General features: G+C 70.8%; 24 protein-coding genes and 1 pseudogene. 14 read left to right on the top strand and 11 right to left on the bottom strand.

The features are described from left to right. The 7 genes from ACQUFX_RS29610 to ACQUFX_RS29580 form a co-directional block, all read right to left on the bottom strand. On the bottom strand, nt 1-1,827 hold the full coding sequence (locus ACQUFX_RS29610; RefSeq protein WP_428963466.1) for a serine/threonine-protein kinase: 1,827 nt from the start codon (nt 1,825-1,827) through the stop codon (nt 1-3). Between the two features lie 70 nt (nt 1,828-1,897). Next, the gene (locus ACQUFX_RS29605; RefSeq protein WP_428963465.1) at nt 1,898-3,454 is read right to left on the bottom strand and encodes a fused MFS/spermidine synthase; all 1,557 of its coding nucleotides are present in this window, start codon (nt 3,452-3,454) and stop codon (nt 1,898-1,900) included. Nucleotides 3,455-3,490: 36 nt separating this feature from the next. Further along, nucleotides 3,491-4,498, bottom strand: coding sequence for a coiled-coil domain-containing protein (locus tag ACQUFX_RS29600; RefSeq protein ID WP_428967124.1), 1,008 nt, complete (start codon nt 4,496-4,498; stop codon nt 3,491-3,493). A 208-nt stretch (nt 4,499-4,706) separates the two neighbouring features. After that, on the bottom strand, nt 4,707-5,525 hold the full coding sequence (locus tag ACQUFX_RS29595) for an inositol monophosphatase family protein (protein WP_428963464.1): 819 nt from the start codon (nt 5,523-5,525) through the stop codon (nt 4,707-4,709). Continuing rightward, nucleotides 5,518-5,970, bottom strand: a complete 453-nt coding sequence (locus ACQUFX_RS29590) for a response regulator (RefSeq protein ID WP_428963463.1) — start codon at nt 5,968-5,970, stop codon at nt 5,518-5,520. Before ACQUFX_RS29590 ends, ACQUFX_RS29595 begins: the two co-directional genes overlap by 8 nt. After that, the gene (locus ACQUFX_RS29585; RefSeq protein WP_428967123.1) at nt 5,967-7,748 is read right to left on the bottom strand and encodes a sensor histidine kinase; all 1,782 of its coding nucleotides are present in this window, start codon (nt 7,746-7,748) and stop codon (nt 5,967-5,969) included. Before ACQUFX_RS29585 ends, ACQUFX_RS29590 begins: the two co-directional genes overlap by 4 nt. A gap of 5 nt (nt 7,749-7,753) precedes the next feature. After that, a complete protein-coding gene (locus ACQUFX_RS29580) occupies nt 7,754-9,004 on the bottom strand; it encodes a PP2C family protein-serine/threonine phosphatase (RefSeq protein WP_428963462.1) in 1,251 nt (416 codons plus the stop codon). A 282-nt stretch (nt 9,005-9,286) separates the two neighbouring features. Between ACQUFX_RS29580 and ACQUFX_RS29575 the strand changes: the two are divergent. Then, nucleotides 9,287-11,666 (top strand): annotated as a pseudogene (locus ACQUFX_RS29575) (M28 family peptidase). A gap of 25 nt (nt 11,667-11,691) precedes the next feature. Here ACQUFX_RS29575 and ACQUFX_RS29570 read toward each other — a convergent pair. Both ACQUFX_RS29570 and ACQUFX_RS29565 read right to left on the bottom strand, forming a co-directional pair. Next, nucleotides 11,692-11,865 (bottom strand): hypothetical protein, encoded by a 174-nt coding sequence (locus tag ACQUFX_RS29570; RefSeq protein WP_428963461.1) that lies wholly within the window; start codon nt 11,863-11,865, stop codon nt 11,692-11,694. Further along, nucleotides 11,862-12,077, bottom strand: a complete 216-nt coding sequence (locus ACQUFX_RS29565) for a flavin reductase (RefSeq protein ID WP_428963460.1) — start codon at nt 12,075-12,077, stop codon at nt 11,862-11,864. Before ACQUFX_RS29565 ends, ACQUFX_RS29570 begins: the two co-directional genes overlap by 4 nt. 338 nt (nt 12,078-12,415) lie before the next feature. Between ACQUFX_RS29565 and ACQUFX_RS29560 the strand changes: the two genes are divergently transcribed. The 4 genes from ACQUFX_RS29560 (at nt 12,416) to ACQUFX_RS29545 (ending at nt 15,207) form a co-directional block, all read left to right on the top strand. Next, nucleotides 12,416-12,853: a GntR family transcriptional regulator gene (locus tag ACQUFX_RS29560; protein WP_428963459.1), complete on the top strand. Its 438-nt coding sequence runs from the start codon at nt 12,416-12,418 to the stop codon at nt 12,851-12,853. A 154-nt stretch (nt 12,854-13,007) separates the two neighbouring features. Further along, nucleotides 13,008-13,388: a hypothetical protein gene (locus ACQUFX_RS29555; protein ID WP_428963458.1), complete on the top strand. Its 381-nt coding sequence runs from the start codon at nt 13,008-13,010 to the stop codon at nt 13,386-13,388. Next, the gene (locus ACQUFX_RS29550; protein ID WP_428963457.1) at nt 13,307-13,648 is read left to right on the top strand and encodes a type II toxin-antitoxin system RelE family toxin; all 342 of its coding nucleotides are present in this window, start codon (nt 13,307-13,309) and stop codon (nt 13,646-13,648) included. The genes ACQUFX_RS29555 and ACQUFX_RS29550 overlap by 82 nt, the downstream gene beginning before the upstream one ends. A gap of 995 nt (nt 13,649-14,643) precedes the next feature. Further along, nucleotides 14,644-15,207: an HD domain-containing protein gene (locus tag ACQUFX_RS29545; RefSeq protein ID WP_428963456.1), complete on the top strand. Its 564-nt coding sequence runs from the start codon at nt 14,644-14,646 to the stop codon at nt 15,205-15,207. Here ACQUFX_RS29545 and ACQUFX_RS29540 read toward each other — a convergent pair. Together ACQUFX_RS29540 and ACQUFX_RS29535 are read right to left on the bottom strand one after the other, a co-directional pair. Then, nucleotides 15,195-15,665, bottom strand: a complete 471-nt coding sequence (locus ACQUFX_RS29540) for an NUDIX hydrolase (protein WP_428963455.1) — start codon at nt 15,663-15,665, stop codon at nt 15,195-15,197. The genes ACQUFX_RS29545 and ACQUFX_RS29540 overlap by 13 nt on opposite strands. A 4-nt stretch (nt 15,666-15,669) precedes the next feature. Continuing rightward, a complete protein-coding gene (locus tag ACQUFX_RS29535; RefSeq protein ID WP_428963454.1) occupies nt 15,670-16,428 on the bottom strand; it encodes an XRE family transcriptional regulator in 759 nt (252 codons plus the stop codon). A 204-nt stretch (nt 16,429-16,632) separates the two neighbouring features. On the opposite strand from ACQUFX_RS29535, the gene ACQUFX_RS29530 reads away from it, so the two are divergent. From ACQUFX_RS29530 to ACQUFX_RS29490, 9 genes are all read left to right on the top strand, one after another. Continuing rightward, nucleotides 16,633-16,962, top strand: a complete 330-nt coding sequence (locus ACQUFX_RS29530; RefSeq protein WP_428963453.1) for a hypothetical protein — start codon at nt 16,633-16,635, stop codon at nt 16,960-16,962. A 123-nt stretch (nt 16,963-17,085) separates the two neighbouring features. Further along, nucleotides 17,086-18,018: a hypothetical protein gene (locus tag ACQUFX_RS29525; protein WP_428963452.1), complete on the top strand. Its 933-nt coding sequence runs from the start codon at nt 17,086-17,088 to the stop codon at nt 18,016-18,018. Between the two features lie 111 nt (nt 18,019-18,129). Next, nucleotides 18,130-19,029, top strand: a complete 900-nt coding sequence (locus ACQUFX_RS29520; RefSeq protein WP_428963451.1) for an FtsK/SpoIIIE domain-containing protein — start codon at nt 18,130-18,132, stop codon at nt 19,027-19,029. After that, the gene (locus ACQUFX_RS29515; protein ID WP_428963450.1) at nt 19,026-19,217 is read left to right on the top strand and encodes a hypothetical protein; all 192 of its coding nucleotides are present in this window, start codon (nt 19,026-19,028) and stop codon (nt 19,215-19,217) included. The genes ACQUFX_RS29520 and ACQUFX_RS29515 overlap by 4 nt, the downstream gene beginning before the upstream one ends. An 85-nt stretch (nt 19,218-19,302) precedes the next feature. Further along, the gene (locus ACQUFX_RS29510) at nt 19,303-19,806 is read left to right on the top strand and encodes a DUF6197 family protein (protein ID WP_428963449.1); all 504 of its coding nucleotides are present in this window, start codon (nt 19,303-19,305) and stop codon (nt 19,804-19,806) included. Then, the gene (locus ACQUFX_RS29505) at nt 19,803-20,519 is read left to right on the top strand and encodes a GGDEF domain-containing protein (RefSeq protein WP_428963448.1); all 717 of its coding nucleotides are present in this window, start codon (nt 19,803-19,805) and stop codon (nt 20,517-20,519) included. Before ACQUFX_RS29510 ends, ACQUFX_RS29505 begins: the two co-directional genes overlap by 4 nt. Before the next feature lie 776 nt (nt 20,520-21,295). Beyond that, nucleotides 21,296-21,640 carry an RRQRL motif-containing zinc-binding protein gene (locus ACQUFX_RS29500; protein ID WP_428967122.1) on the top strand — a complete coding sequence of 115 codons (345 nt, stop codon included), beginning with the start codon at nt 21,296-21,298 and terminating at the stop codon, nt 21,638-21,640. Between the two features lie 130 nt (nt 21,641-21,770). Continuing rightward, the gene (locus ACQUFX_RS29495; protein ID WP_428963447.1) at nt 21,771-22,688 is read left to right on the top strand and encodes a DUF2637 domain-containing protein; all 918 of its coding nucleotides are present in this window, start codon (nt 21,771-21,773) and stop codon (nt 22,686-22,688) included. Beyond that, nucleotides 22,685-24,277, top strand: coding sequence for a replication initiator (locus tag ACQUFX_RS29490; protein ID WP_428963446.1), 1,593 nt, complete (start codon nt 22,685-22,687; stop codon nt 24,275-24,277). The genes ACQUFX_RS29495 and ACQUFX_RS29490 overlap by 4 nt, the downstream gene beginning before the upstream one ends. Nucleotides 24,278-24,367 lie beyond the last annotated feature (90 nt).

The following is a 24,367-nucleotide window of genomic DNA, read 5'->3' as shown; positions in this document are numbered from 1 at the left end:
TCACGCCTCGCCCTGCTGGCCGCCCTCCGACCCGTTCCCGCCGTTCGACCCGTTTCCGCGATCCGCCTTGGGCTGCTTCGGCCCGGCGTCCTCGGTCGGGCTCGGCTTCGCCTTCGTGTCCGGCTTGGGCTTCTTCTCGGGCTGCGCCGACTTGTTGGGCTTGGCCGAGTTACCAGCCTTGCCCTTCTTCTCCGGCTTCGCCGCCTTCCCGGGCTTGGTCGGCTTGGCCTGCTGGCCCGCACCCGACCCCGAACCCTTCTTCGCCGCCGACGTGGTCGGCTTCGACGGGGCCCTGCTCGCCGCCGCCCCGCCCGCCTTCGACCCGCCCGGCTTCGGCGTGCTCGCCTTCGGTGTGCTCGGCTTCGCGACCGGCGACGCCGTCCCGGCCACCCCGGCGACCTGGACCCCGCACGCCGTCTCGCCCACCCGGAACTCCACCGGCAGCGGGTTCGCCCCGGTGTACCGGCCGGTCAGCGCGACCTTCGCCGAGTCGCCGGGCGCCACCTGGGCGCCTGCGGCGGCCGGCCGGACCACCACCGTCCGCCCCTGCTGGCGTACCGTCGCGGCCGGCTTGGTCAGGGTCTGCTCGGCGGGGAAGGCGAAGCTCACCGACCAGTCCCGCAGCTCCCGCCCGCCGGTGTTGGTCAGCGTCAGGTCGGCGGCGAAGTCCCGCCCGGTGTCCGACCGCAATGTGTACGTCACCGCGCAGCTCACCTGCCGGTCCAGCACCATCCGGGCCTCGGTCGGCCGCTCGGCGCCGCCGACGGCCGGGTTGCGTCCGGTGACGCCCCACAGCGCGGCGGTGAGCGCCATCACCCCGAGGGCGGCGGCCCCCACCTCGACCTGGCGTCGCCGGGCGCTGCCCCGTCGACGACCCACCCGATGCAGCGGCAGCGCCCCGGTCTCGGCCGACCAGGGCAGGATCGTGGTACCCGCGTCGGACCCGGCCGCCGCCCCACCGGATGCGGCAACCGGGGCCGCCGGCACCGGCACGCCGGCCGCCTTGGCGAGGGTACGGGCCAGTTCGGCACTGCCCGGCCGCTCCTCGGGGCGCTTGGCCAGGCAGCGCTGCACCAGCTCCCGGACCCCGTCGGGCAGGTCGGGCACCGGCGGCAGGGGTTCCGGGTCCTGGTACATGTGGGCCCGCAGCAGTTGGGTGGTGCTGCTGGCGTCCCAGGGCAGCCGGCCGGTGAGCATCCGGTACAGCAGCAGGCCCACCGCGTACACGTCGGTGGCCGGGGAGACCTGGCCGCCGTCGAGCCGCTCCGGCGCCAGGTACGCCGGGGTGCCGAGCAGCGGGCCGTCCGTCCCCTGCTCGCTCGCGCCGACCAGCGCGGAGATGCCGAAGTCCACCACCTTCACCCCGGTGGCGGTCAGCATCACGTTCCCCGGGGTGACGTCCCGGTGCACCACCCCCCGGGCGTGCGCGGTGGCCAGCGCCGAGGCGGTCTCGGCGGCGATGGTCACCGCCTGACGCCAGGGCAGCCGCTCGTCCCGGCCGAGCCGGGCGTGCAGCGGGCCGCCGTCGACCAGCTCCATCACCACGTACGGCACGGTGAGCCCGCCCCGCTCGGACTCGCCGTAGTCGTACACGTTGGTGATGTTGGGGTGGCAGAGCCGGGCGGCGGCCTGCGCCTCGATCCGGATCCGGTGCCGGAACGCCCGGTCGGCAGCGAGCCGGGAGGCGAGCACCTTCACCGCCACCTGCCGGCCGAGCACCTCGTCGTAGCCCCGCCACACCACGGACATGCCGCCCGCGCCGAGTTGTTCGATCAGCCGGTACCGCCCACCGAGCGGTGCGGCGTCGCCACGGACCCTTCCACCCATGGTCGGAGGTGTTGCCCGGGAGGTACCGGGCTACACCTGGTCGATCGGAATCGGACTCGGATTCACCCGATCAGGCGGCGCCGAGGAGCTGGTCCACCGGGGCGTAGTCGTCGGTCAGCACCAGCGCGTCGTCGACGAACTCGGCCAGCTCCGCGCCGGCCAGCAGGCTCACCCGCTCGGGAAGCTGGTCCAGCCGGGCCCGCAGGGCCGCCAGCGGCAGCGGCTCGACCGAGGCGACGATGACGAAGTTGCTGCCCCACTCCCCCGCGAGCGCGGCCGGCGGGGCGACCAGCGCCACGTGCGGGAACTCGGCGTGGACGGTGGCCAGCTCACTGCGGACGAAGCGCAGCGGCGCGTAGTCGATGACGTTCTGCACGTAGATGCCGCCGGGGCGCAGCACCCGCCGGATCTCGGCGGCCATCTCCCGGGTGGCCAGGTGCCAGGGCACCACCAGGTGTCCGAAGGCGTCGCCGACCACCAGGTCCCGGCTGGCCGACGGCTCCTCGCCGAGCAGGATCCGGGCGTCCCCGACCTCCGCCCGTAGCTGCGGCCCGGTCCGCAGGCCGAGCTGCTCGCGGCTCAGGTCGACCAGGCCGCCGTCGATCTCGAAGACCAGGTTGTCGGTGCCCGGCCGGGTGGCGGTCAGGTACCGGGGGACGGTGAACCCGCCACCGCCGAGGTGCAGGGCGTCCAGCCGCGCACCGGTCGGGGCGGACACGTCGGCCACCGCGCCGAACCACTGGGTGTACGCGTACTCCAGGTGGGTCGGGTCGGCCAGGTCGACGTACGAGTGCTGGGCGGAGTTGAGCAGCAGGGTCCGCCCGCTCGCCCGGTCGGGGTCGGTCTCCACGCTCGCGCAGTGGTACGCGGTCTCGATGTCGCACGGGTTCGGGGCGACCGTGGTCAGCCCCGCCCCGACCAGCCCCAGCACGGCCAGGGTGGCCCGGGTCCGGGCCGGGCCGGGCAGCCGGCCCACCCCGTCCTGCCGGCGCAGGTACACCCAGAGGCCGACCCCGGCCACGGCGAGGGCGACCGCCGTGGCGAGCACGATGGTGGTGCTGGTGAGCGCGGCCACCAGCACGAAGCCGGTGGCGAAGGTGGCGGTGATGCCGCCCAGCGTGCCGATCCCGGAGAGCTTGCCGACCACCTGGCCGGTCTGCCGCAGGTCGGCGAGCTGGAGCTTGACCACCAGCGGGGTGACCGCCGAGAGCAGCATCGCCGGCACGAACACGGCCAGCACGGTGAGCAGCATGACGGCGCTCACCGCGCCACCGCGCAGCACCTCACCGGCGTACCGGACGATCGGCAGGGTGACCGCGGTGGCGATGGCGGAGATCAACAGCGCGGGGGCGAGCAGCGGACGGGGGTCCCGCCGGTCGGCCAGCCAGCCGCCGGCCCACGTGCCGTACGCGATCGCGGCCAGGGCCACCCCGATCACCGCGCTGGTGACCTGGAGGGTCACCCCGACGTAGGGGCCGACCAGGCGCAGGGCCACGGTCTCCAGCACCAGGACCGCGCCGCTGGAGAAGAAGACCAGGAACGCGGCGAGACCGGGCGGCAGGGCGCGGACCGGCGGTGGCCCCACCTCGTCGGGTGAGGCCGTGACATCAGGAGTCGAGCTGCTCATCGCAGCGATGGTACGGCCCGTTCCTGACCGGCCGGGTCAATACATCGAGGTGTGAACGTGGTTCGTGTGGTCGGCGGCCGGACTGCCGCTGCCGCCGTACGCCCGCCAGCCGGTGCCGGGGTGCCAGATCTGCCGGTACCAGATGACGTAGAGGATGCCGAGGCGGCTCGCGTTGCGCACCTGCCAGGCGGCCAGGCTGTCGCCGTACGCCTTGTCGCCGCCGGTCGCCGTACGGTCCTGGAAGCCGCCGGTGGCGGCGGAGAAGTCACAGGCCCGACCCTTCGGGTGCTCGCCCGACCCGCCGCTGCGGAAGCACGACGCGTACCGCTTGTACCCGGCCGCCTGGGTCTGCTGGAGCATGTTCAGCGTCCGGGGCGTGATGCAGCCGTTCGCCGGAGTCGGGTCGTTGACCGAGCAGGACTCCGACGGCCAGGAGCCGTCCGAGTTGCGCGGCGCGGAGCGCGCCGAGGAGGAGTTGCCGCCGCTGAAGCCGCCGCTGCTGCCGTTGCTGACCGCGGCGAGCGCCCGCTCGGCCTCCTTCTTCTTCTTCGCCATCGTGGCGACCTGCTTCTGCTGCTCCCGGATCTCGGCGTCGATCGCCTGCTTGGCCTGGTTCGCCTCGTCGCGGGCCTGGATCATGTCGCGCACCCGCTTGCCGTCGCGCTGGGCCATCACGTCCAGCGCGGCGACCCGGTCCAGGAAGGCGTCCGGGGTGTCGGCGTTCAGCAGCACCGCCGGCGCGGTGAGCCGGCCCAGCCGGTACGACTGCGCGGCCACCTCGCCGACCAGCTCGGTGAGGCCGACCAGGCGCTCCTCCATGGTCTTCAGCTCGCTGGCGAGCGCCTTCTGCCGCTTCTTGGAGGCGTCCAGCTTGTTCTTGGCCTCGATGTGCCCCTTCGCGGTCGTCTCCAGGGCGTCGCGCAGCTTCTTCGTCCCGCCCTCGTTCGGCTCGGCGTGGGCCGGCACCGCACCGACCCCGAGCAGCACGGCCACGGCGACGAGCAGGGCGACCAGCGGGCGGCGGCCACGACGCCGGATGAACATCGTCCTCGGCACGAAAGTGTCCCTCCGTCAGCCGCCGGGGACCCGGCCGGCGGCGGCCTCCAGCGGCGCCGGTCGGCGGCCTGCTGGCGAAGACCGCCGGTCACGATACCGGACCGGGCGGCACCGACCGGGACCGCGCGCCCCCGGTCCGCGAAATCTCGACCCAGCGCCCCACCACCGTCACCGTCGGCGACGGGCGGGCGGTGCGCTAGTGGCCTAGCTCGCCGAGCAGGGCGTCGTGGACCTCGGTCCAGACCTGCGGGGAGGCCGCGATCAGCAGGCCCAGACCCTCCTCGGCCGGGTGGTAGGCGCTGCCGTCGAGGCGGTTGGCCACCCCACCGGCCTCCCGCAGCAGCAACGTGCCGGGCGCGTGGTCCCACGGCATGGTCCGCCAGAACAGGACGTACTGTCGCTGGCCGGTGAGCAGGTCCAGGTACTCCCGGCCGGCGCAGTGGTGCCCGGGGACCAGCCCGCCGAGCCGGGTGGCGCCGGCCTCGACCCGCTGTCGGGTGGCCGCCGGCAGGTACCGGGTGGTGACGCTGCCCAGCAGCGCGGCCGGACCGGCGCCCGCGACGGGTGGCTCGACCCGGTGACCGTCGAGCCGGGTGCCCGCGCCGGCCCGCGCGGTGGCGAGGGTGCCGGCCAGCGGGTCCAGGATCCACGAGGCGACCGGCTCGCCGTCGGTCAGCAGGGCCACCATCAGGGCGAACGGCCGCCGGCCGGCGGCGAAGTTGGCGGTACCGTCGATCGGGTCGACCACCCACACGTCCCCGCCGCCGCCCAGGTGGCGCAGCAGGCCCGGGTCGGCGGCGACCGCCTCCTCGCCGACCACCACGGAGCCGGGGCGCAGCCGGCGCAGCCCGGCGGTGATCATCTCCTCGGCCCGCTGGTCCGCGACGGTGACCAGTTCGCCGGGGGCCTTCTCGGTGATGTCCGCCTCGTCGAGCTTGCGGAACAGCGGCAGGACGATGTCGGCGGCGGTGTCGCGGAGCAGCTCGGCGACGTCGTCGAGGAGGGTGTCAGCCACGCGGCGGCAACTTCACCACGCTGACGAAGAACTCGTCGATCTGCCGTACCACCGAGATGAACCGCTCGAAGTCGACCGGCTTGGTCACGTACGCGTTGGCGTGGAGCTGGTAGCTGCGCAGGATGTCCTCGTCGGCCTGCGAGGTGGTGAGCACCACCACCGGGATCCGGCAGAGCTGCTCGTCCTTCTTGATCTCCTCCAGCACCTCCCGGCCGTCCCGGCGGGGCAGGTTGAGGTCGAGCAGGATCAGGTCCGGGGTCACCGCGTCGGCGTACCGGCCCTCCCGTCGGAGGTAGGCCAACGCCTCGGCCCCGTCGGAGACGACGGTCAACCGGTTCCGGAGCTTGTGCTCCTCGAACGCCTCCTGGGTCATCAGGACGTCACCCGGATCGTCCTCGACCAGCAGGACCTCGATCGGGCTCTTGCCGTCCGCCGGCGCGGTCATCCCACCGTCTCCTTCGTGCCACCTGTGCCACCACCCGGCTCACCGGCCGGGTCCGGGGTGTCCTGCCGTCTCGCCTGCCGCACGGCCGGCCCGCTCCGGTCCGCCCCGCCGTCGTCGACCGCGGCACCGGTCGCGGCGTCCGCGTCGGCGTCGACCGGGCCGTCCGTCGCCGGGTCGGCGGCGTCCTCGCCGGTCGCCGCGTCCTCGGCCGCCTCCGCCGCCACGGCGGCCTCGACGTCCTCGTCCCGGGCCGGGAGGGTGAAGCGGATCGCCGTACCCTCCGGGGTGCCGGTGTCGACCCAGACCCGGCCGCCGTGGTACTCCACGATCTTCTTCACGATAGCCAACCCGATGCCGGTGCCGGGGTAGGCGTCCTTGGAGTGCAGCCGCTGGAAGATGACGAAGATCTTGTCGGCGAACTCCGGCTCGATCCCGATGCCGTTGTCCTGGCAGGAGATCTCCCACTCGCCGTCGACCAGCCGGGCCGAGACGTGCACCTTCGGCGGCACGTCCGGGCGGCGGAACTTCACCGAGTTGCTCACCAGGTTGACCAGCAGGTTGGTCAGCAGCGGCTCCTCGCCCCGGATCACCGGCAGCTCCGACCAGGTCAGCTCGGCGTCGGCGTACTGCCGGCCCGCCTCGGTCTGCCCGGCCACCTCGGCCATCACCCGGTTCAGGTCGACGTCGGTGAAGCCGGTGGTGAGCCGCCCGATCCGGGAGAAGGCCAGCAGGTCGTTGATCAGGCGCTGCATCCGCTGGGCACCGTCCACCGCGAAGGCGATGTACTGGTCGGCGCGCTCGTCGAGCTGGCCGGCGTACCGGCGCTGGAGCAACTGGCAGAAGCTGGCCACCTTGCGCAGCGGCTCCTGCAGGTCGTGCGAGGCGACGTAGGCGAACTGCTCCAGGTCACGGTTGGAGCGGACCAGCTCCTCGGCCTGCTTCTGGAGCTGGCTGTTGACCCACTCGATCCGCTCCCGGGCCTCCCGGACCTCGTCCAGCTCCCGGGCGATCTTCTGCCGCATGCTGTCGACGTCCTCGGCCAGGGCGAGGAACTCCGGCGGCCCCTCCCCGGCGATCCGGTGCCGGTAGTCGCCGTCGGCCACCTCGCGCACCTGCCCGGCGAGCGAGGTCAGCGGGCGGACCACCATCTTCTCCAGGGAGAGCAGCAGGACGGTACCGGCCAGCACGACCACCACCGCCGCCACGATCAGCAGCAGGACCAGCAGGTCACCGGTGCGCTCAATCTCGGTGACGACCCGGTCCCGGGCGGTGAGGATCTCGGCCTGGAGGGCCTCGATCGCGCTGCGGATGCCGTCGAACTGCTGCCGGGCCTGGTCGTTGAGGAGGGCCTGCCCGGCGGCCGGGCCGTTGGCGGTGGTCGCGTTGATCACCGGCTCGGCCACGGTCGACCGCCACTGCTCGGCCCGTTCCTCGACCAGCCGCAGCTCCTGGGCGATGCCCGGGTAGTCGTCGATCAGCAGGTTGATGGCGGCGACGATGTCCCGTTCCTGACGCACCCCCTCCTCGTACGGGACGAGGTCGGCCCGGTCGCCGCTGACCGCGTACCCGCGGACCCCGGTCTCCTGGTCCAGCATGACGCTGAGCAGTTCCTGCCCATGGACCCGCAACGGACCGGTCTCGGTCAGCGCCGCGTCGGTGTACTGGCGGTTCTGCGAGGCCACCACCGCCTCGGCGCCGGCCAGCGCGACCAGCAGCACGCCCACCACGGCGAGCATGGCCACCACCCGGCGGCGCAGGGTCCAGCCGTTCGTCGGCATGGTGGTCACCGGCTGTCACCCCGGTTCACCAGCAGCATGGCCACGTCGTCGGCGAGCGGGCCGCCGTTGAGCTGCTCCGCCCGGCCGACCAGCCAGGCGGGCAGCTCGGGCAGCGGCACCGCGTGGTTGGCCGGCTCGTCGAGCAGCCCGGTCAGTCCGGAGACGTCGAGCCGCTCGTCGCCGGCGCCCACCCGCCCCTCGATCAGGCCGTCGGTGTACATCAGCAGGGACCAGTCATCGGTGTCGAACTCCAGGTCGAAGGCCACGGGCCGGCGGGGTCGTACGCCGAGCAGCAGACCGCCCGGTGCCGGCACCGGCGCGACCTTACCGCCGGAGAGCAGCAGGGGCGGGGGATGACCCGCCAGCCGGACGGTGGCCCGGTTGGCGTCGATGTCCAGCCGGGTGGTCGCCACGGTCGCGAAGATCTCCTGCAACCGGCGCTCGCTCATCAGCACCTGCTCCAACGCCGGCAGCACCTCGTCGTCCGGCACGCCGGCCAGGATCAGCGCCCGCCAGGCGACCCGCAGCTCGACCCCGAGGGCCGCCTCGTCCACCCCGTGCCCGCAGACGTCGCCGACGATCAGGTCGACCCGGTCCGGCCGGGTCTGCACCACGTCGTAGAAGTCCCCGCCGATCAGGGCGGCGTGCCGGCCGGGACGGTAGAACGTGTGCACCGCGATCTGGTCGGTGGACATCAGCGGCTGGGGCAGCAGGCCGCGCTCCAACCGGGCGGACTCCGCCTGGCGCAGCTCCACCTCACGCAGCCGGCGGGCGTTCTCGTCGGCCCGCTTGCGTTCGACCGCGTACCGCAGGGCGCGGGTCAGCAGCACCCCGTCGACCTGCCCCTTGACCAGGTAGTCCTGGGCGCCCTCGGCGACCGCGACGATGCCCAGGTGCTCGTCGGTACGGCCGGTGAGCACGCAGACCGCGGCACCGCTGGACATCTCCAGCACCTGGCGCAGCCCGTCCAGCCCCTGCGCGTCGGGCAGGCCCAGGTCGAGCAGGACGCAGTCCACGCCCATCACCCGCTGCCGGGCCTCGCTGAGGCTGGTGGCGACCAGCAGGTCGATCATCGAGTTGGTCTCGGCGAGCAGCTCACCGACGAGGAAGGCGTCCCCCTCGTCGTCCTCGACCAGCAACACGCGCAGCCGCTCGCCGGGAGGGAGGCCGGGGTGGTGCCCGAGACCACCCTGCGGCAGGGGGTGCGGCACGACGGCAGGTCCGGCCCGGCCGGCCACCCGGTGCTGCCGGGTCACCGCCGCGAGGCGCGGGAGATCGCTGCTGATGTCAGGCTCCTTCCGAGTGCCTCGCCGATCCTGTATTAGACAACGGTCGCACACGACGCGCCGAGGCCGGCACCGGCGTGCCCTTCCGGCCCCCGGTCCGGTGGGAGCGCGCCCGGCTCCACCGTCAACGGTACGGGGGTGGTTTTTTCCGGCAAGTCGAACTCCTGTGGTTCCGGCCGGCGCGAGTCCCCGCTGCGGCCCGAGAGCGTGCAGGATGGTGCGCACCACCGGCCCCACCCCCGAGGAGACCCAGTGGGCGTCCCTGTCACCCGCCCCGAGGACCGGGCCCTGGCCCGCCCCCGCCGCCGCCCACTCGCCGCCCTGCTCGCCCTCGCCGCGCTCGCCGCGGTCGGCGCCGCCGGCCTGCTCGACCTGCGTACCCCGGCGCCCCGGCCGGTCGACGCCCCGGCCGACGAGTTCAGCGCCGGCCGGGCGTACCAGCACGTCGAGGTGGTGGCGGCCGAGCCGCACCCGGTCGGCAGCCCCGCCAACGACCGGGTGCGCCAGCACGTCGAGCGCACCCTACGCGGGCTGGGCCTGGAGACCGAGGTGCAGGACACGGTCGCTCCGGAGGCCGGCCAGCTCAGCGGCGGGGCCGGCGGCGCCACCCTGGCCCGGGTCCGCAACGTGGTGGCCCGGCTGCCCGGCACCGACCCGACCGGCCGGGTCTTCCTGGTGTCGCACTACGACTCGGTGCAGACCGGGCCGGGCGGCAACGACAACGCGGCCGGCACCTCGACCATCCTGGAGGTGGCCCGCGCCCTGGCCGCCGGCCCGCGACCGCGCAACGACGTCGTCTTCGTGCTCACCGACGCCGAGGAGGCCTGCCTCTGTGGGGCGTCGGCGTTCGTCGGCGGCCATCCACTGGCTGCCGAGGGCGGGGTGGTGCTCAACCTGGAGGCGCGCGGCTCCACCGGGCCGGTGATCATGTTCGAGACGTCCCGGGACAACGCCGCCCTGGTGGACGTCTTCGGCCGGGCCGCGCCGCACCCGGTGGGCACCTCGTTCGCCGTGGAGGTCTACCGGGCGCTGCCCAACGACACCGACTTCACCGCCTTCCCGGGCCGCGACTTCGCCGGGCTGAACTCGGCTTACATCGACGGCGGGGCGATCTACCACACCCCGCTGGACACCGCCGCCAGCGTGGACCGGCGCAGCCTCCAGCACCACGGCGACAACACCCTCGGCCTGGCCCGCGAGTTCGGCCGGGTCGACCTGACCGGGCTGCGCGCCGGGCACGACGCCACCTACTTCCCGGTGCCGGGCGGGCTGGTCCGGTACCCGGGCTGGCTGACCTGGCCGCTGGCGCTGGCCGCGCTGGTGGCGGTGGCCGCGCTGGGCTGGTTGACCCGCCGCCGGGGCCGGGCCGGCACCGGCCGGCTGGTCGCCGGCTTCGGGCTGGGCGTGGTGCCGATCGTGGTCGCCCCGGTGGGCGCGCAGGCGCTCTGGTGGGGGGTCACCACGATCCGCCCCGAACACGCCGAGCTGCTCGATCCGTACCGCCCGACCTGGTACCGGCTGGCCGTGCTGGCGCTGGCCGCCACGGTGCTCACCGGCTGGTACGCGCTGCTGCGCCGGTGGGCCGGCCCGGCCGCGCTGGCCGTCGGCGCGCTGGGCTGGCTGGCCCTGCTCGGGGTGCTGCTCGCCGCGCTGGCCCCCGGCGGGGCGTACCTGTTCACCCTGCCCGCGCTGGCCGGCGCGGTCGGCGGGCTGGTCGCGCTGCGCACCCGGATCGACGGGCCGGGGCCGGTGGTCGCGGTGACCGTGGCCGGGGCGGTCGCGGTGACCGTGCTGCTGCCCACGGTGGTGCTGCTCTTTCCGGCGATGGGCATGGCGATGGGTGGCGTCGCCGCCCTGGTCGCGGTGCTGCTCGGGCTGGCCGTGCTGCCCGTGGTGGACCTGCTGCACCCGGCGGCCGGCGGGCAGCGCGGGCTGGTCGCCCTGCGGGCCCGCCGGCTCGGCGGGCTGCCCACCCTCGCCGCCGCGCTGGCCACGGTGGTCCTCGCCGGGGTCGGCCTGGCCGTCGACCGTTTCGACGCCGCCCACCCCGCCCCCACCCACCTGATGTACGCCCTGGACGCCGGCACCGGGCAGGCCCGCTGGCTCAGCCGCGAGACCGACCCGCAGCCCTGGACCGCCGGGTACGTCGGTGCCGTGGAACGGGTGGACGACCTCCCCGGGCTGGGCGTGCGGGACCTGCGGACCGGCCCCGGCCCCCGCCGCCGACCTGCCCGCCCCGACACTGGACGTGCTGGCCGAGAGCACCGAGGGCGTCAACCGCACGTTGCGGCTGCGGCTCACCCCGCAACGGCAGGCCCGCCTGGTCAGCCTGCACGTCGACACCACCAGCGCCGTCGTCGGCTCGATGACCGTCGCCGGCCGGCCGGTCACCCTGGACCGCGTCACCCAGCGGTGGGACTTCGGCGTCGTCTTCTACGCGCCCCCGCCCGGGGGCGTCGAGATCACCATGACCGTCACCCCGAAACCGGGCCAGCCGGTACGTCTGCGGGCGATGGACAGCAGCGACGGCCTCACGGGGCTGCCCGGCTTCCGCCCCCGCCCGAGCGGGGTGGGCGTGGTCGGCTCACACAGCTCGGACGTGGTCGCGGTGGCCCGCACCTACGAGCTGTGAGCCTGGTGGTCCGGGTCCGGCGGCGTCAGACCAGCCGCTGGATGCGGACCGTCGGCAGTTCGTTGGCGAGGTGGCGTTGCTGGTGCTGGCGGACCTGCTCGTCCCAGACCTCCTGATCGTGATCCGGGTCGGGCGGGATCCACCGGTGAGACCCGTCGCTGTAGTGGAACTTCTCGTCGGCCCGCCGCAGGATGCTCACCGGGCCCAGCCGAGGAATCGGCGATGCAGGTGGGCCACCGGCACCTCGGTCAACTCCGGCACGGCGTCGAGGAAGTGGGCGGCCAGGTATGACAGGGATACGCGTGCTCGCTCGTACTCGACGAGCAACGCCTGTCGCTGCGGTTCGCAGGGCCACTCGGCACCGCAGCCGCCACACGTCCAGGCCGGCCGCACCGGCTGGTGCACCGTCATCGTGCATTCCTCTGCCGCTGGGAACGCGCTGACGAGGCCGGCACCGATCGCGGACTCTCCTCTTCCGGCCAGTGGCCCCGGTTGATCGGGACGCGATGTCGGCTGCGGCAGGGCAACTCCGCTCCACAGCGGCACACCCTGCGCCACCGCCGCCACGACCAGACCGGCCCATGTCGCCGGGCGAGGGTCACGGCAACTGCCAGGAGGTAACTGTCGTAGCTGACATGCCGAGGCATGACCGCCTCCCTGACGCCGACGAACATAGAAACCATCACTCTAGGTGTTGTACTTACGTCGACACAACAGTACGTCAACATGGAGGGACTTAACGTGCGCTCGTGAGCAGTGAGAGCGGCTTCGATCCCGATGTCGCCACCTGGAAGCAACTCGCGGACCGGCTACGGCAAGCCATCCGCTCAGGCCAGCTTGCCCCTGGCCAGCGAGTTCCGACCGAACTGGGCCTCACCCAGGAGTATCAACTCAGCCGACTCACGGTCCGCCGCGCGCTTCAGCAACTTCGAAGCGAGGGCTTGATCGTGGTAGTGCGCAGTCGCGGCACCTTCGTCCGAGGCGAGCAGGAACGCACTCTCATCGCCCTGGCGACGGGAGACCAGGCGCAGGCCCGGATGCCCGACCCCCCGGAGCAGCGGAATTTCGGCCTCCAGGAAGGCGAGCCGGTCATCCTGGTGACCAGGGCAGACGGAAAGGTGGAGAAATACGGTGCACACTCCGTGACCGTCGTCAGCACACAAGGCCCCACAGGTACCGTTGGCTAGCTAAGGCTCGGGGGTCCACTCATGGTGCCCGATCGAGGGAAACCCACAGTGCCACCGCCTATCGGTCAGGTCGCTCTAGCGGACGCGGCGCATGTGCATCCACCAGGTCGCCCGGGTGGCCGGCTACGGCTCCACTCAGCGCTAACATGACCCCATGACTGCAGCCCACGCGTACGAGTATGAGCTGCCACCTCACGCCGGGCCGCCGTCTGAAGCCGTCGAGGCGGCAGAGGAAGGCAATGTTGTATACCTGACTCGTCACGGGCAGCGCGTGGTGGCGATGGGGCCACCGACATCGCTGAATCCTCACGATCTTGAGAGGATCGGGCAGTACCTGGAGTCGGTAGCCAGCAACCCCAACCGAACGGAAGCCCTGCGGGCTCGGGCTCGTGAGCAGCTTGCACAGCTCGAAGACATCATCGAGCAAGCGATCAACGAGGAAGACGCCCAGGCATGCAGCGATGCGCTGCAGTCGATCCGCGCTGGCGAGTCGACCCAGCCGTGGAACAGCGTCAAGCGGGAGCTCGGCCTGTGACATGGAAGGTGGAGTTCACCAATGCCGCAACCCGCGAACTGGCAAAGCTTGATCGCTCAGTTCAGGTCCGCGTCAGCTCCGCGATCGATCATCTGGCGGAAGACCCTCGGCCCGCCGGCTGCGTCAAGCTGTCTGGTGGAGACGACAGATGGAGGATTCGGGTAGGCGATTATCGAATCGTCTACATGATCTTGGGTGATCAGGTACTGGTAGTAGTCGTCCGGATCGCGCACCGGCGAGAGGTGTACAGGTCTTTCTAGGGCATCTGCTTCCGGAGACCACCCGACCAGAGCCGAACCCTTCGCCGTGCTCGCCCTAGCCTGACGGTCAGGGTACGACGCATCGGCAGTGACTGGACAGGACCGTCGCCGGTCCGGGAGCCGGCGACGGCCTGATCGTGATCCAGTGGCCCTGTGAGCTGACCGGTCCGGGTGCGGGCGCGGTGGCGTGGGGCGTCCCGGGCACCATAAGCATTCGAGCGGTATACCTACCAGGCATAATTATGCCTGGTAGGTATACCGCTCAACACGATGCCGCCTCCGGTCCCGGGCGGGCGGGGCGCTACTTCCAGCGGTATTGATCTAGGCCGGGGGCGTAGTCGATCAAACCGGACGCATGCGCCGCTGACCTGCCGATACGTCTGCCATGGATGGTCAACGTTGGTCACCCTCGGCTCCCCTTGGACGGCCTGGAAACGGCCTGATCTTGAACCGCCTCGCCCTCTCCCCCGGCTGCGCCCCTAGCCATCCTGTCGGCCTTCGTCCGCACATCATGGAGTGGGTGGGGCCTGCCCGGTCAAGGTGGAGCACACCACCGTCTGAACGACCTTGACCGGGCAGGCCCCATCCGCTCGGCTCTGCCCGGACGAAGGTTGTCAGGATGGCGCCAACCATCCTGGAGTGCCTGAGCGCCCCGCCGGAGGCACGCCCTGGTCGTCGCCCTCAACATCGAAGCCCCGGAACTGCCACTCATCATGGCGGCCCGGGGCTTCTTCGTATGTCGCGCCGCCGGCGGGCTAAAACCGACGCGCTGGCGGCCGAAGGCCAGAGGCGCGGCGGCGGGCCATCGGCCCGGCCCTGGTTCGGCGGCGCGAGCGGCCTGCGAAGCGGGCCGCCTTGATCCCGTACAGAAAGTTCTCACACCATTGGAAAGCCTCCCCATGGAAAGCCTCCCCTGATGCAAGTAGCTCCAGCAAGAACTATCGACCCGACCCGACGCTGTAGCGATCTCTGGTCGCTGCCCGTAAGCTCACAGCATGACTCTGCCGACTGTCGCTGAGGCGCGATCTCTTGCTCAATACCTCCTTGAAGATGCATTGCCTCGTCGGTGGAGTCACGTCCAAGCGGTGGGGGCTAAGGCTGAACGCATCTGCCGCATGCTGCCTTCATCAGATGGTTCCGCTCTCGTCGTGGCTGCGTGGCTCCATGACGTCGGCTACAGCCCCACTTTGGTATCCACTGGCTTTCATTCGCTAGATGGTGCTCGGTGGCTTCGTGACCATGGGTTTGATAACCGCGTAACAGCTCTTGTTGCCTATCATTCGTGCGCCCGGCTGGAAGCGGTCGAACGAAACTTGGACGCAACTCTCACCGATGAGTTTCCTCGCGAGGACTCGCCAACCGCCGACGCCCTCTGCTACTGCGACATGACGACTGGTCCGGACGGCCAAGACTTCGAAGCGGCTGACCGACTGGCCGAAATCAGGTCCCGTTACGGACCCGACCACCTGGTCACTCGATTCATTACCAAGGCGGAACCCGAGATACTAGCCGCCGTCCGGCGTACGAAGCAGCGAATTTCGTCGCTTCAGCCAATGTAAGGCTTGCCGTCGTGGTCGTAGCCATGTGAGACACGGATTCGGGTCGAAGGATGCATCGAAAGCGATTCCAGTTCGTCTCGCCGGACCCAACGGACATCTACTGATTCAGAACTGGTTGCGAGATTTCCGCCAGCACTCCTCGCGCGGAGACATATCGCGAACTGTTGTCGCACCTCGCCGTTGTCGTAGGCGACGACGTGATTCGGGTTGCTGTAGATCCCGACCAAACCGGTCACTCTGACTTCGACGCCGGTTTCTTCCCGAGTCTCCCTCACTGCCGTGCCTCTGATGTCCTCGCCGACCTCCTGGGCACCTCCGGGCAACGACCACAAGTCGTTGTCGCTGCGGTGAATCAGCAAGACTCGGCCCTCGTCATCCTGAGCAAACACGGTGACAGCAACCACGATGCTGTTCGCCTGCGGGGCTGCCGGGTCGTAGTAGTAGTCTCTTCTGGCCACACTCCTAGCGTGCCACAGCTTCCGGCCAGTCCGCCGTGGCGGTCTGCCAAACTCGGTCGAAGCTGTCGGCGTAAGTCTCGAAGAATTCCCCTCCCGATAGCTGTCGGAGATGCAGCACGGGGGCGTGTGGTGCCGGAAGTCCATACACGTGAGTGTTGACGAGCATTTCGTCGTCGAAGCGGTATACCGAGTTGTACAACGTCGTGTGGTGGAACCGAACGGCTACATTCGGCGCGTCTTGCAGCCTGGCGTAGTGGTCCATGACCTGATGAATCTTGGAAGCCATCACCCCGGCGACGCTTTCGTCAGTGCTCCGTTGCTCAATCTCCGGCTTACCGGGATTTCCAAGCAGTATCTGAACCTCGACGCCGCTCTCCGCCTTCGCTCGTACTTTGTCGATAAACTTCCGGTCCTGCTCCACGAGGAATAGACCAGCGTACACGAGGATGCCGACTCGCTCCGTGGCCTGATCCAGAAGTTCCCGCCATAGATTCTCAGGCACGGCACTTCTACGGGGATACACCGTCACCAGCTCGGATTTCGCCAGCTCAGTCTTCCGCGTTGCAGTGATGGCATCCGGCCAGAGGTACGTCTCGTTCTGCTTCAACAGGCGCGCTATTGGACGCCTGTAGCGCGGATATGGGATACGCCCCTGAGTTACCCACCGCTCCGCCGTCTTCGGATCGACGCCGACATGCTCAGCCAGCACAGGGAGGCTTACCCCACAGTTCAACATCGCTTCACGGAGACGTTCGTTCCGCATGGGTGCTCCTCAGTCGGGACGATTAGGAGGGACGACTTACTCTAACAAAGTCGTCCCTCGGTTGTCTACAGTGCGTGGTGAACCCGTCCCCTCCCCTCGCGCAATGCTGTTGCCATCGAAGCCGCCGCCACAAATGGTGCGGCGGGAAAGGCAAGCCGGGCAGTCTCCCAAGGTGGGAGAGCCCTAGTCGAGAAGGAGTCAGTCATGGGACGTCTGCTGCTGGACACCTCGAAGGTGTCGTACGAGGTCGCGGTCAACCCGGTGCCGAAGCTGGACCAGACCGGTCAGCAGAAGTTCGACCGGGAGACGAAGGCCCCGATGTGGGCGGTGCAGCTCTACGCCCTAGCGGAGGGTAGCGCCGAGGTCATCAACGTGACGGTGGTCAGCCCGACCATGCCGGCGGTGACCGTTCGTCAGCCGGTCGTGCCCGTGGACCTGGAGGCGCTGCCCTGGGTCAACGACCGCGACGGCAAGGTCCGCTCGGGTGTCGCGTTCCGGGCTTCGGCCCTGACCGCGATGGACACCGCCGCCTAGCGGCGGCGTTCTCGATCGGCTCCACAGAAGCGAAGAGGTGGACACGGGGTCGCCGTTGATTGGCGTCGTCTGCGACCCCGCGTCCTGCCAACAGATCCGTTCCCTGAGTAGGGAGGACTTGTCGTGTCCAAGTCTAGCCAAAGGTCCCCGTTCGGCTGGTCGAACCGTGGGGGCAACAACGTCACTGTCATCGAAGCGCCGGTTGCCCGCTCGTACCGTCGTCGGGCCGTCATCGCGTTCTGGGTCACCCTCGGTGTGGTCGGCCTGCTGGCCGCCACGGTGGCCTCTCACTACCTGCACCCGATCGTGGGTGCTCTGCTCGGTGTCGTCCTGGGTGCGGTGCTCGGCGCGGTGGTGTTCGCGCTGATCGTGGCGTGGCCGGTGCTGCGCGTCTTCTGGCACTGGCTGCCGGAAATCGTGCTGGGCCTGGCCGCCGTCTACGGCTGGACCACGCTAATGCAGTCCACCCCGCTGTGGGGCTCGCTGCTCATCGTCGCCCTGGTCGTCGGCGTCCCGGCCGCGATCACACCCGTGCGCCGCCCTGTGATGGCGTGGATCTGGTGCCTGATCGTCCGGCACCGCCTGCGGTTGTGCTTCGCGGCGTTCATCGCCACCAACCGGCACGGCTCACTGCCGCTGATCCTGCCCGCCCGGCCCACCCCGGCAGGGGAGCGGGTGTGGGTGTGGCTGCGTCCCGGCCTGTCCCTGCGCGACCTGGAGCAGGAAGGCCAGGTGCAGAAACTGGCCGTGGCGTGCTGGGCCAACGAGGTCCGCGTCATGCGCGCCAACCGCAAGTACGCCGCGTTCATCCGCATCGACATCACCCGCCGCGAACCCCTGGCGGGCAAGGTCGTGTCCCCGCTGCCGGACTACGTGCCCACCGACGTGCCGGTCAACGCCCCCACCTCACCGGGCATGCCGCCTGTCGGCCTGGACCTGCCCGACGTGCCGGACGAGCCGGTCACCACGACCGCCGACACCCCCCGGCCGCGCAAGCCGCGCAACACCCCCACCACCGAGAGCCCGAACGGGTTCGACCCCTCCGACTACGCCTGACCGGGACGGCGCGGACCGAGCACCCCACACGGGTCAAGAGTCCGCGCCCCTCCCTCCCCCTCCCCCACCCGCATTGACACGTACGTGTCAACCGACCCCGGGAGCCCTGCCATGGATCTCACGGACACCCTCAAACTTCCCACCCCGCCGGACGCGCCGCAGACGGTGCCGGTCGGGGCGGGCCTGTCCATCTTCGACCCGATTTTCCTCGGCATCGATGAGTTCGGCCAGGCCGTCTACCTGCCGATGATCTACCGGAACATCCTGATCGGCGGAGAGCCCGGTGCCGGTAAGTCGAGCCTGCTGAACACCATCGTCGGTCACGCCGCTTTGTGCCCGGACGTGCGGCTGTGCCTGCTGGACGGCAAGCAGGTCGAACTCGGGCTGTGGAAGGACGCCGCCGACGTGTTCGTCGGCCCGGACATGGACCACGCCATCCGCACCCTTCGCCGGGTGCAGACCGTGATGGACAACCGCTACACGTTCCTGCTGTCCCGGCGGCGTCGGAAGATCGGCCCGAACGACCTGTTCGGTCAGATCCTCGTGGCCTGCGACGAGATCGCCTACTTCTCCGCCACCGCCGGGGACAAGAAGACCCAGGAACTGTTCGCCGCGCTGCTGCGCGACATCGTCGCCCGTGGCCGCGCCGTCGGCATCATCGTGGCCGCCGCGACTCAGCGCCCGTCCTCGGACATCATCCCGCCGTCGCTGCGGGACCTGTTCGCGTGGCGGTTCGCCGGCCGCTGCACCAACGACGTGTCCTCGGACATCGTGCTCGGGCACGGCTGGTACGCCCGCGGTTTCTCGTCCAACAGCATCGACCCGAACAACCAGGGCGAGGGCTACCTCATCGCCGAAGGCGGCATCCCGAACCGGGTCAAGGCCGCCTACATGACGGATGCCGACATCATCCGCGTGGCCGACTACGCCACCTGGACCCGCCGCCGTAGCGGCCTGGTCACCCCCGCCGAGCGGCACGCCACCGCCTACGCCGCGAAGGTCGCGGCATGAAAACCCGGACCGCTGTCCCGACTCGCGTCCTGGACCTCGTGCTCATCGGCGACGGCGAGGACATCGCCGCCCTGACCGCCATCGCCCGCCGCTCGGGCGCGCTCGTCTTCCGCTCCGCACCCACCCCCGCCGGTGAGCACGACAACCGGCAGCGGGTGTTCCTCCGGCTCCACCTGCACCACCGATAGAAGCGGCCGACAGACCGGGACCAGCCCTGAGAAAGCAACCCCGGCCTGCCGACCCAACCACCGCCCACGAAAGGACGTGGCCGCCATGAACCCTACCCACAAACAGCCCCACAGCCCCGGCGCGCTGGCCGACCTCACCCCGGCCGACATCCTGCGCTGCGCCGCCCGCTACCTCGAACTGCACGGCTGGAACCAGGGCACCTACTACGCCCCCACCGAGGACAACCCGTTCCCGCCCGCGTGCGTCGACGGCGCGCTCGGCATGGCTGCCTACGGCCGTGTCACCTTCCTCGCCCTTGCCCCCGACGGCGATCCGGGCTTCCGCGACTACAACCGCGCCGTGACCTACCTGGTCGACTACCTGGACCTCAACACCCTCACCGGTTGCGACAACCCGAACCCGTTCGACTGGAACGACCGGCCTACCCGCACCGCCGAGCAGGTCATCACCACCCTGCGGGCCGCCGCTGACGACTACGACTGGTCGCACGCCACCGAGGACGACCTCGAAACCTACGCCGACGCCTGCGCGTGGGCCGAGAAGCACCCCACCCGTGAGGGCTTCCTCGCCTGGCGGGCCGCCCGATGAGCCCCCGCCTGCGCGCCCTGGTCACCGCCAGCGCCATCAGCGCCGCCGCGACCGCCGGCTACCTCACCGCCCGCCACAGCCTGCGGGCCGAACTCGCCACCGTCCGACACGCCGCCTGTCACGACCCGCTGACCGGCATCCACAACCGCGCCGGCCTCACCGCCGCCGCCGACACCCTGATCACCTCCGCCCACACCACCGGCCGTCCGGTGGCTGTCGTCCTGGTCGACCTGGTGGGCTTCAAGAAGGTCAACGACACCCACGGCCACGACGCCGGGGACCACATCCTTACCACCGTCGCCCACCGGCTGACCGGCATCGCCGGTCCCGCCGGTATCGCCGCCCGTCTCGGCGGTGACGAGTTCGCCGTCATCACCACCGGCCCCGCCACCCCGCCCGATCCGGACATCTGGCTGACCGGCTGGCTGACCCACATCCACACCCGGCTGACCACCTCGGTCACCTACCACGCCCACCCCTTGGCGGTGGGCGCCACCCTCGGCGCGGTCTTGGCCCACCCCGGCCACCCCGCCGCGACCTGGCTGCACCGCGCCGACCTGGCCATGTACGCCGCCCGCGCGAACCGCCGGACGACCGCCGTCTACACGGCCACCACCGACACCCCCGCCATGGCTGCGGCCGACCGGCCCCGTGACCTGGCCCGCCCCACCAGTCCCCTTGCCGCCGCCCCGACCACCTGGAGGGCCGCATGAGCACCGCTACCTCGATCACCGACGTGACACGTACGTGTCAAAACGACATCTCCACCGCCGCACTCGTCGGCGCACTCGAATCCGCCTGGGCCGCGATCCGCGCCCAGCACTCCGAGGTTCCGGCCGCCGTGATCGTGGTCGGTTCCGGCTCGCCCACCAAGGCCAGCCAGGGCATGAAGTGGGGCCACTTCGCCTCCCTGCGCTGGCAGGCCGGCGACACCCAACTCCCCGAAATCCTCATCTCCGGTGAGGGACTGTCCCGCGAACCGGAGGCCGTGTTCACCACCCTCCTGCACGAAGCGACCCACGCTCTGGCCGACGCCAGAGGTGTGCAGGACACCTCCCGGCAGGGCCGCTGGCACAACAAGAAGTTCGCCACCCTCGCCGCTGAACTCGGCATGTCGACCACCAAGGACGACAAGCTCGGCTACTCGCCCTGCACCCTGACCGACCTCACCCGCGCCCGCTACAAGGCCACCATCGCCGGCCTCTCGGTCGCGCTGCGTTTCTACCGCCACCCCGAACCGACCGGGGAGGGCAAGCAGCGCACGAACAACAACAACGGCGTCTCGTGTGAGTGCGAGTGCCCCCGCAAGCTGCGGATCTCCACCACGGCCTTCGAAGAGGGGCCGATCGTCTGCGCGGTCTGCTCGGCGGCGTTCCTGCCCGAGGACATCGACCGCGACACCTACGAACACCCCACCTTCACCACCGGCAACGGCGGTGAGGACAAGGACGACGACCAGGACCAGGACGACGCCGACTCGGAGGACCCGATGGTGTTCTACGACCCGACCGGCGAGCGCTACGGCATGCCGACCTACCCCTACAAGTTCGCCCCCGGCGACCTGCTCACCCGCCGACAGCTCCGCGCCCGCGACCTGCGCCCCGGCGGCCAGGAACCCGCCGCGCAGATCCTCTGGCGGCGCGGCAAGCGCGTCGCCTACCTGTTCCGCCTCGACCTCGCCGTCCCGAAGCGGACCGCAACTCCCGCCCAACTGGCGGCCATCGACAAGGCGCTCACCGCCCGGCGTACCTGCCCCGAATGCGGCCAGGTCCAGCCCTACTACATCCCCCGCCGAACCGGCGCATGCCTCGACTGCCACGGAGGCGACCGATGACCCCCATTCCCGACGAATACGACCTGCGCCTGTGCGCCAACTGCGGCACTGAACTCGGCCCCTTCGAAAAGGGTCCCCGCTGCACCGACTGCGCCCACCTCCGCACTCGCCGACCCCGGAGGAACCCACGATGACATCGAACCTTCGCCCCTCACGCTGGGCCTACCTCGGCCTGATCCTCGGCGGACTCGTCTCCGTCGCCGCGAACATCGCCCACTCCTTCATCGCCCCGAAGGGCGCACCCGAGAACTGGACTCCTGAGCCGGGCGCGGTTGTCTCCGCGATCGTCTGGCCGCTGTTCCTGTTCATCGCCATCGAAATCCTTGCCCGCACCCCCTGGCCGAACGGCTGGGGCTGGGACGTGCTGCGCTGGGTCGGGCTGCCGCCCGTGGCCCTGGTCGCCGCGTTCGTGTCCTACCAACACCTGTCCGGGCTCCTGCGTCACTACGACGAAGGAACCCTGGTCATCTGGTTCGGTCCCGTCGCCGTCGATGGCCTGATGCTCATGGCCACCGCCGCACTCCTCGCCGCCAAACACCGCACCGACACCCGGCCGTCAAACCCTGCCCCGGCACTGGTGCCGGCCACCTCCGCCCCGGCGTCGTCACCCGACATCACCGCCGACGCGAAGGTCCGCCCGGCAGCCGCGAAGAACACCACGGCCACCAACCCCATCAAGAAGAGCACCCCGGCGAAGAAGACTGCGGCACCTCGCAAGCGCACCACCCCGACGAAGACGACCACCGCACCCAAGACGACCACCCCGACCGAGTCGACCGCACCCGCGCCGACTCCGGTCCCGGACACGACCGCACCCGCGACCCCGGCCACCAAGCCGGCCGCACCGGCTCCGGCGATGCTGTCCAACGCCCGCATCGTCGCCACGGCCCATGAGAAAGCCCACGGTGAACCCATCACCCCCGGCCAACTCGCCGTCCGGCTCCGCGTCCCCACCCACACGGCCGCTGACATCCTCACGGCCCTGACCACCGATCCGAGCATCAACGACAAGACCCACAACGGCACCGCTGTGGGAGCCACCGCGTGACGTCCTCGACGTTGCCTCTCGCGCCCGAAACCACCACGGTTTCGGGCACGGGAGCATGCGCCGAAACCACCGACGGCTACTGGCCCTGGGCCACCCCCAACACCGGAACCCGCGACCTGACCGCCGACGGCTGGGTGCGCGGCCACGACCCCCGCACCGTCGCCTCCGGCCGCGCCCGCGCCCAAGATCCCGACTATCCCGAATGGCTCGGCCACGTCCGTGCGGCCTCGGCGTGCAAGCACCCGATCCGGCTGGCTGGGCAGATCCACGTCAACGACGCCGACGGCAACCGCATGGTCACCATCGACACCGAGGACATGCCCGACGGCGCGATCTACACCCCCTGCGGCAACCGCCGCGCCGCCGTGTGCCCGTCCTGCGCCGAGCTGTACCGGCGCGACACGTACCACCTCGTCAAGGCCGGGCTCCAGGGCGACCGGTGGGGACTACCACCGCTGCACGAGCACATCGCCATCTTCCTCACCGCCACCGCCCCCTCGTTCGGGCCGGTGCACCACCGGGTCGTGAAAGTGCATGCCGCCGACTGCCGGAAGAAGGACGGCTGCACCTGCCGTCCAGAGATCTGCCGCCCGTTTGGCCGGGTCTGTCCGCACGGCGTCGAGATCCGCTGCACCGCCCGGCACAAGGCCAGCGATACCCGCCTCGGGCAGCCGTTCTGCCTGGACTGCTACGACCACACCGCACAGGTCATCTGGAACCACGAAGCACCCGAGCTGTGGCGCCGCACCATCCAACAAGCCGACCGCGAGCTACGCCGCCTCGGCCGCGCCCACGGCGTCGACCTACGCCGCCGCTACATCAAGGTCTACGAATTCCAGGTACGCGGCGTCATCCACTACCACGCCCTCATCCGCCTCGACGGCCACAACCCCGACTGCCCCGACGCCATCGCCCCACCACCGGCCGCCATCACCCGCGACATGTTCGAACACGCCGTCCGGACCGCGTTCGTCAAGACCGCCTACACCTCCGCGCCACACCCCGCTAACAACGGGCACGGGTGGCGCATCGCCTGGGGTGAAAAGGGCCTGGACCTCAAGCACGTCAACGCCCCCGGCGGCACCGTCAACCTCGCCCAGATCACCGGCTACATCGCCAAGTACGTCACCAAGAGCACCGAAGTGACCGGCCTGAGCCTGCGCCGCGTCGACGACCTCTCCGTCGAAGTCCACGGCGACCCGCGCACCCACCTCGGCCGGTTGATCCGCGCCTGCTGGGACCTCGGCGAGCACCCCGACTACGCCCGCCTACGGCGGTGGGCGCACCAGTTCGGCTACGGCGGCCACATCGCCACCAAGAGCCGCGCCTTCTCCGTCACCCTCGGCTTCCTCCGGCTCCAACGCACCATCTGGCGGCGCACCGAGGGCCACCCCCACACCTGGGACGACGAGCAGACCGAGCGCGTCATCTACGAACTCGGCTACCAAGCCACCGGCTGGATCACCACCGGAGACGCCCTCCTGGCCAACACCGCCGCCGCCCAAGCCCGCGCCCGACACCTCGCCGGCCTCGACGCCCTGGCCGACGAACTCACCGCCGCCCGCGCGGTCCAACCCCTGGCCGCTTGACACGTACGTGTCAACGCCTGTGTAGCCGTTCCTTGACAACTCCACAGCGCAAGCAACCACCTCACCCGACCGACCCCCTGGAAGGAGCGC

The organism is Micromonospora fluostatini (assembly GCF_050410825.1).
Classification (GTDB): Bacteria; Actinomycetota; Actinomycetes; order Mycobacteriales; family Micromonosporaceae; genus Micromonospora; species Micromonospora rosaria.
The sequence above is the reverse complement of the archived record's forward strand: the minus strand, read 5'-3'. Positions and strand labels throughout refer to the sequence as shown.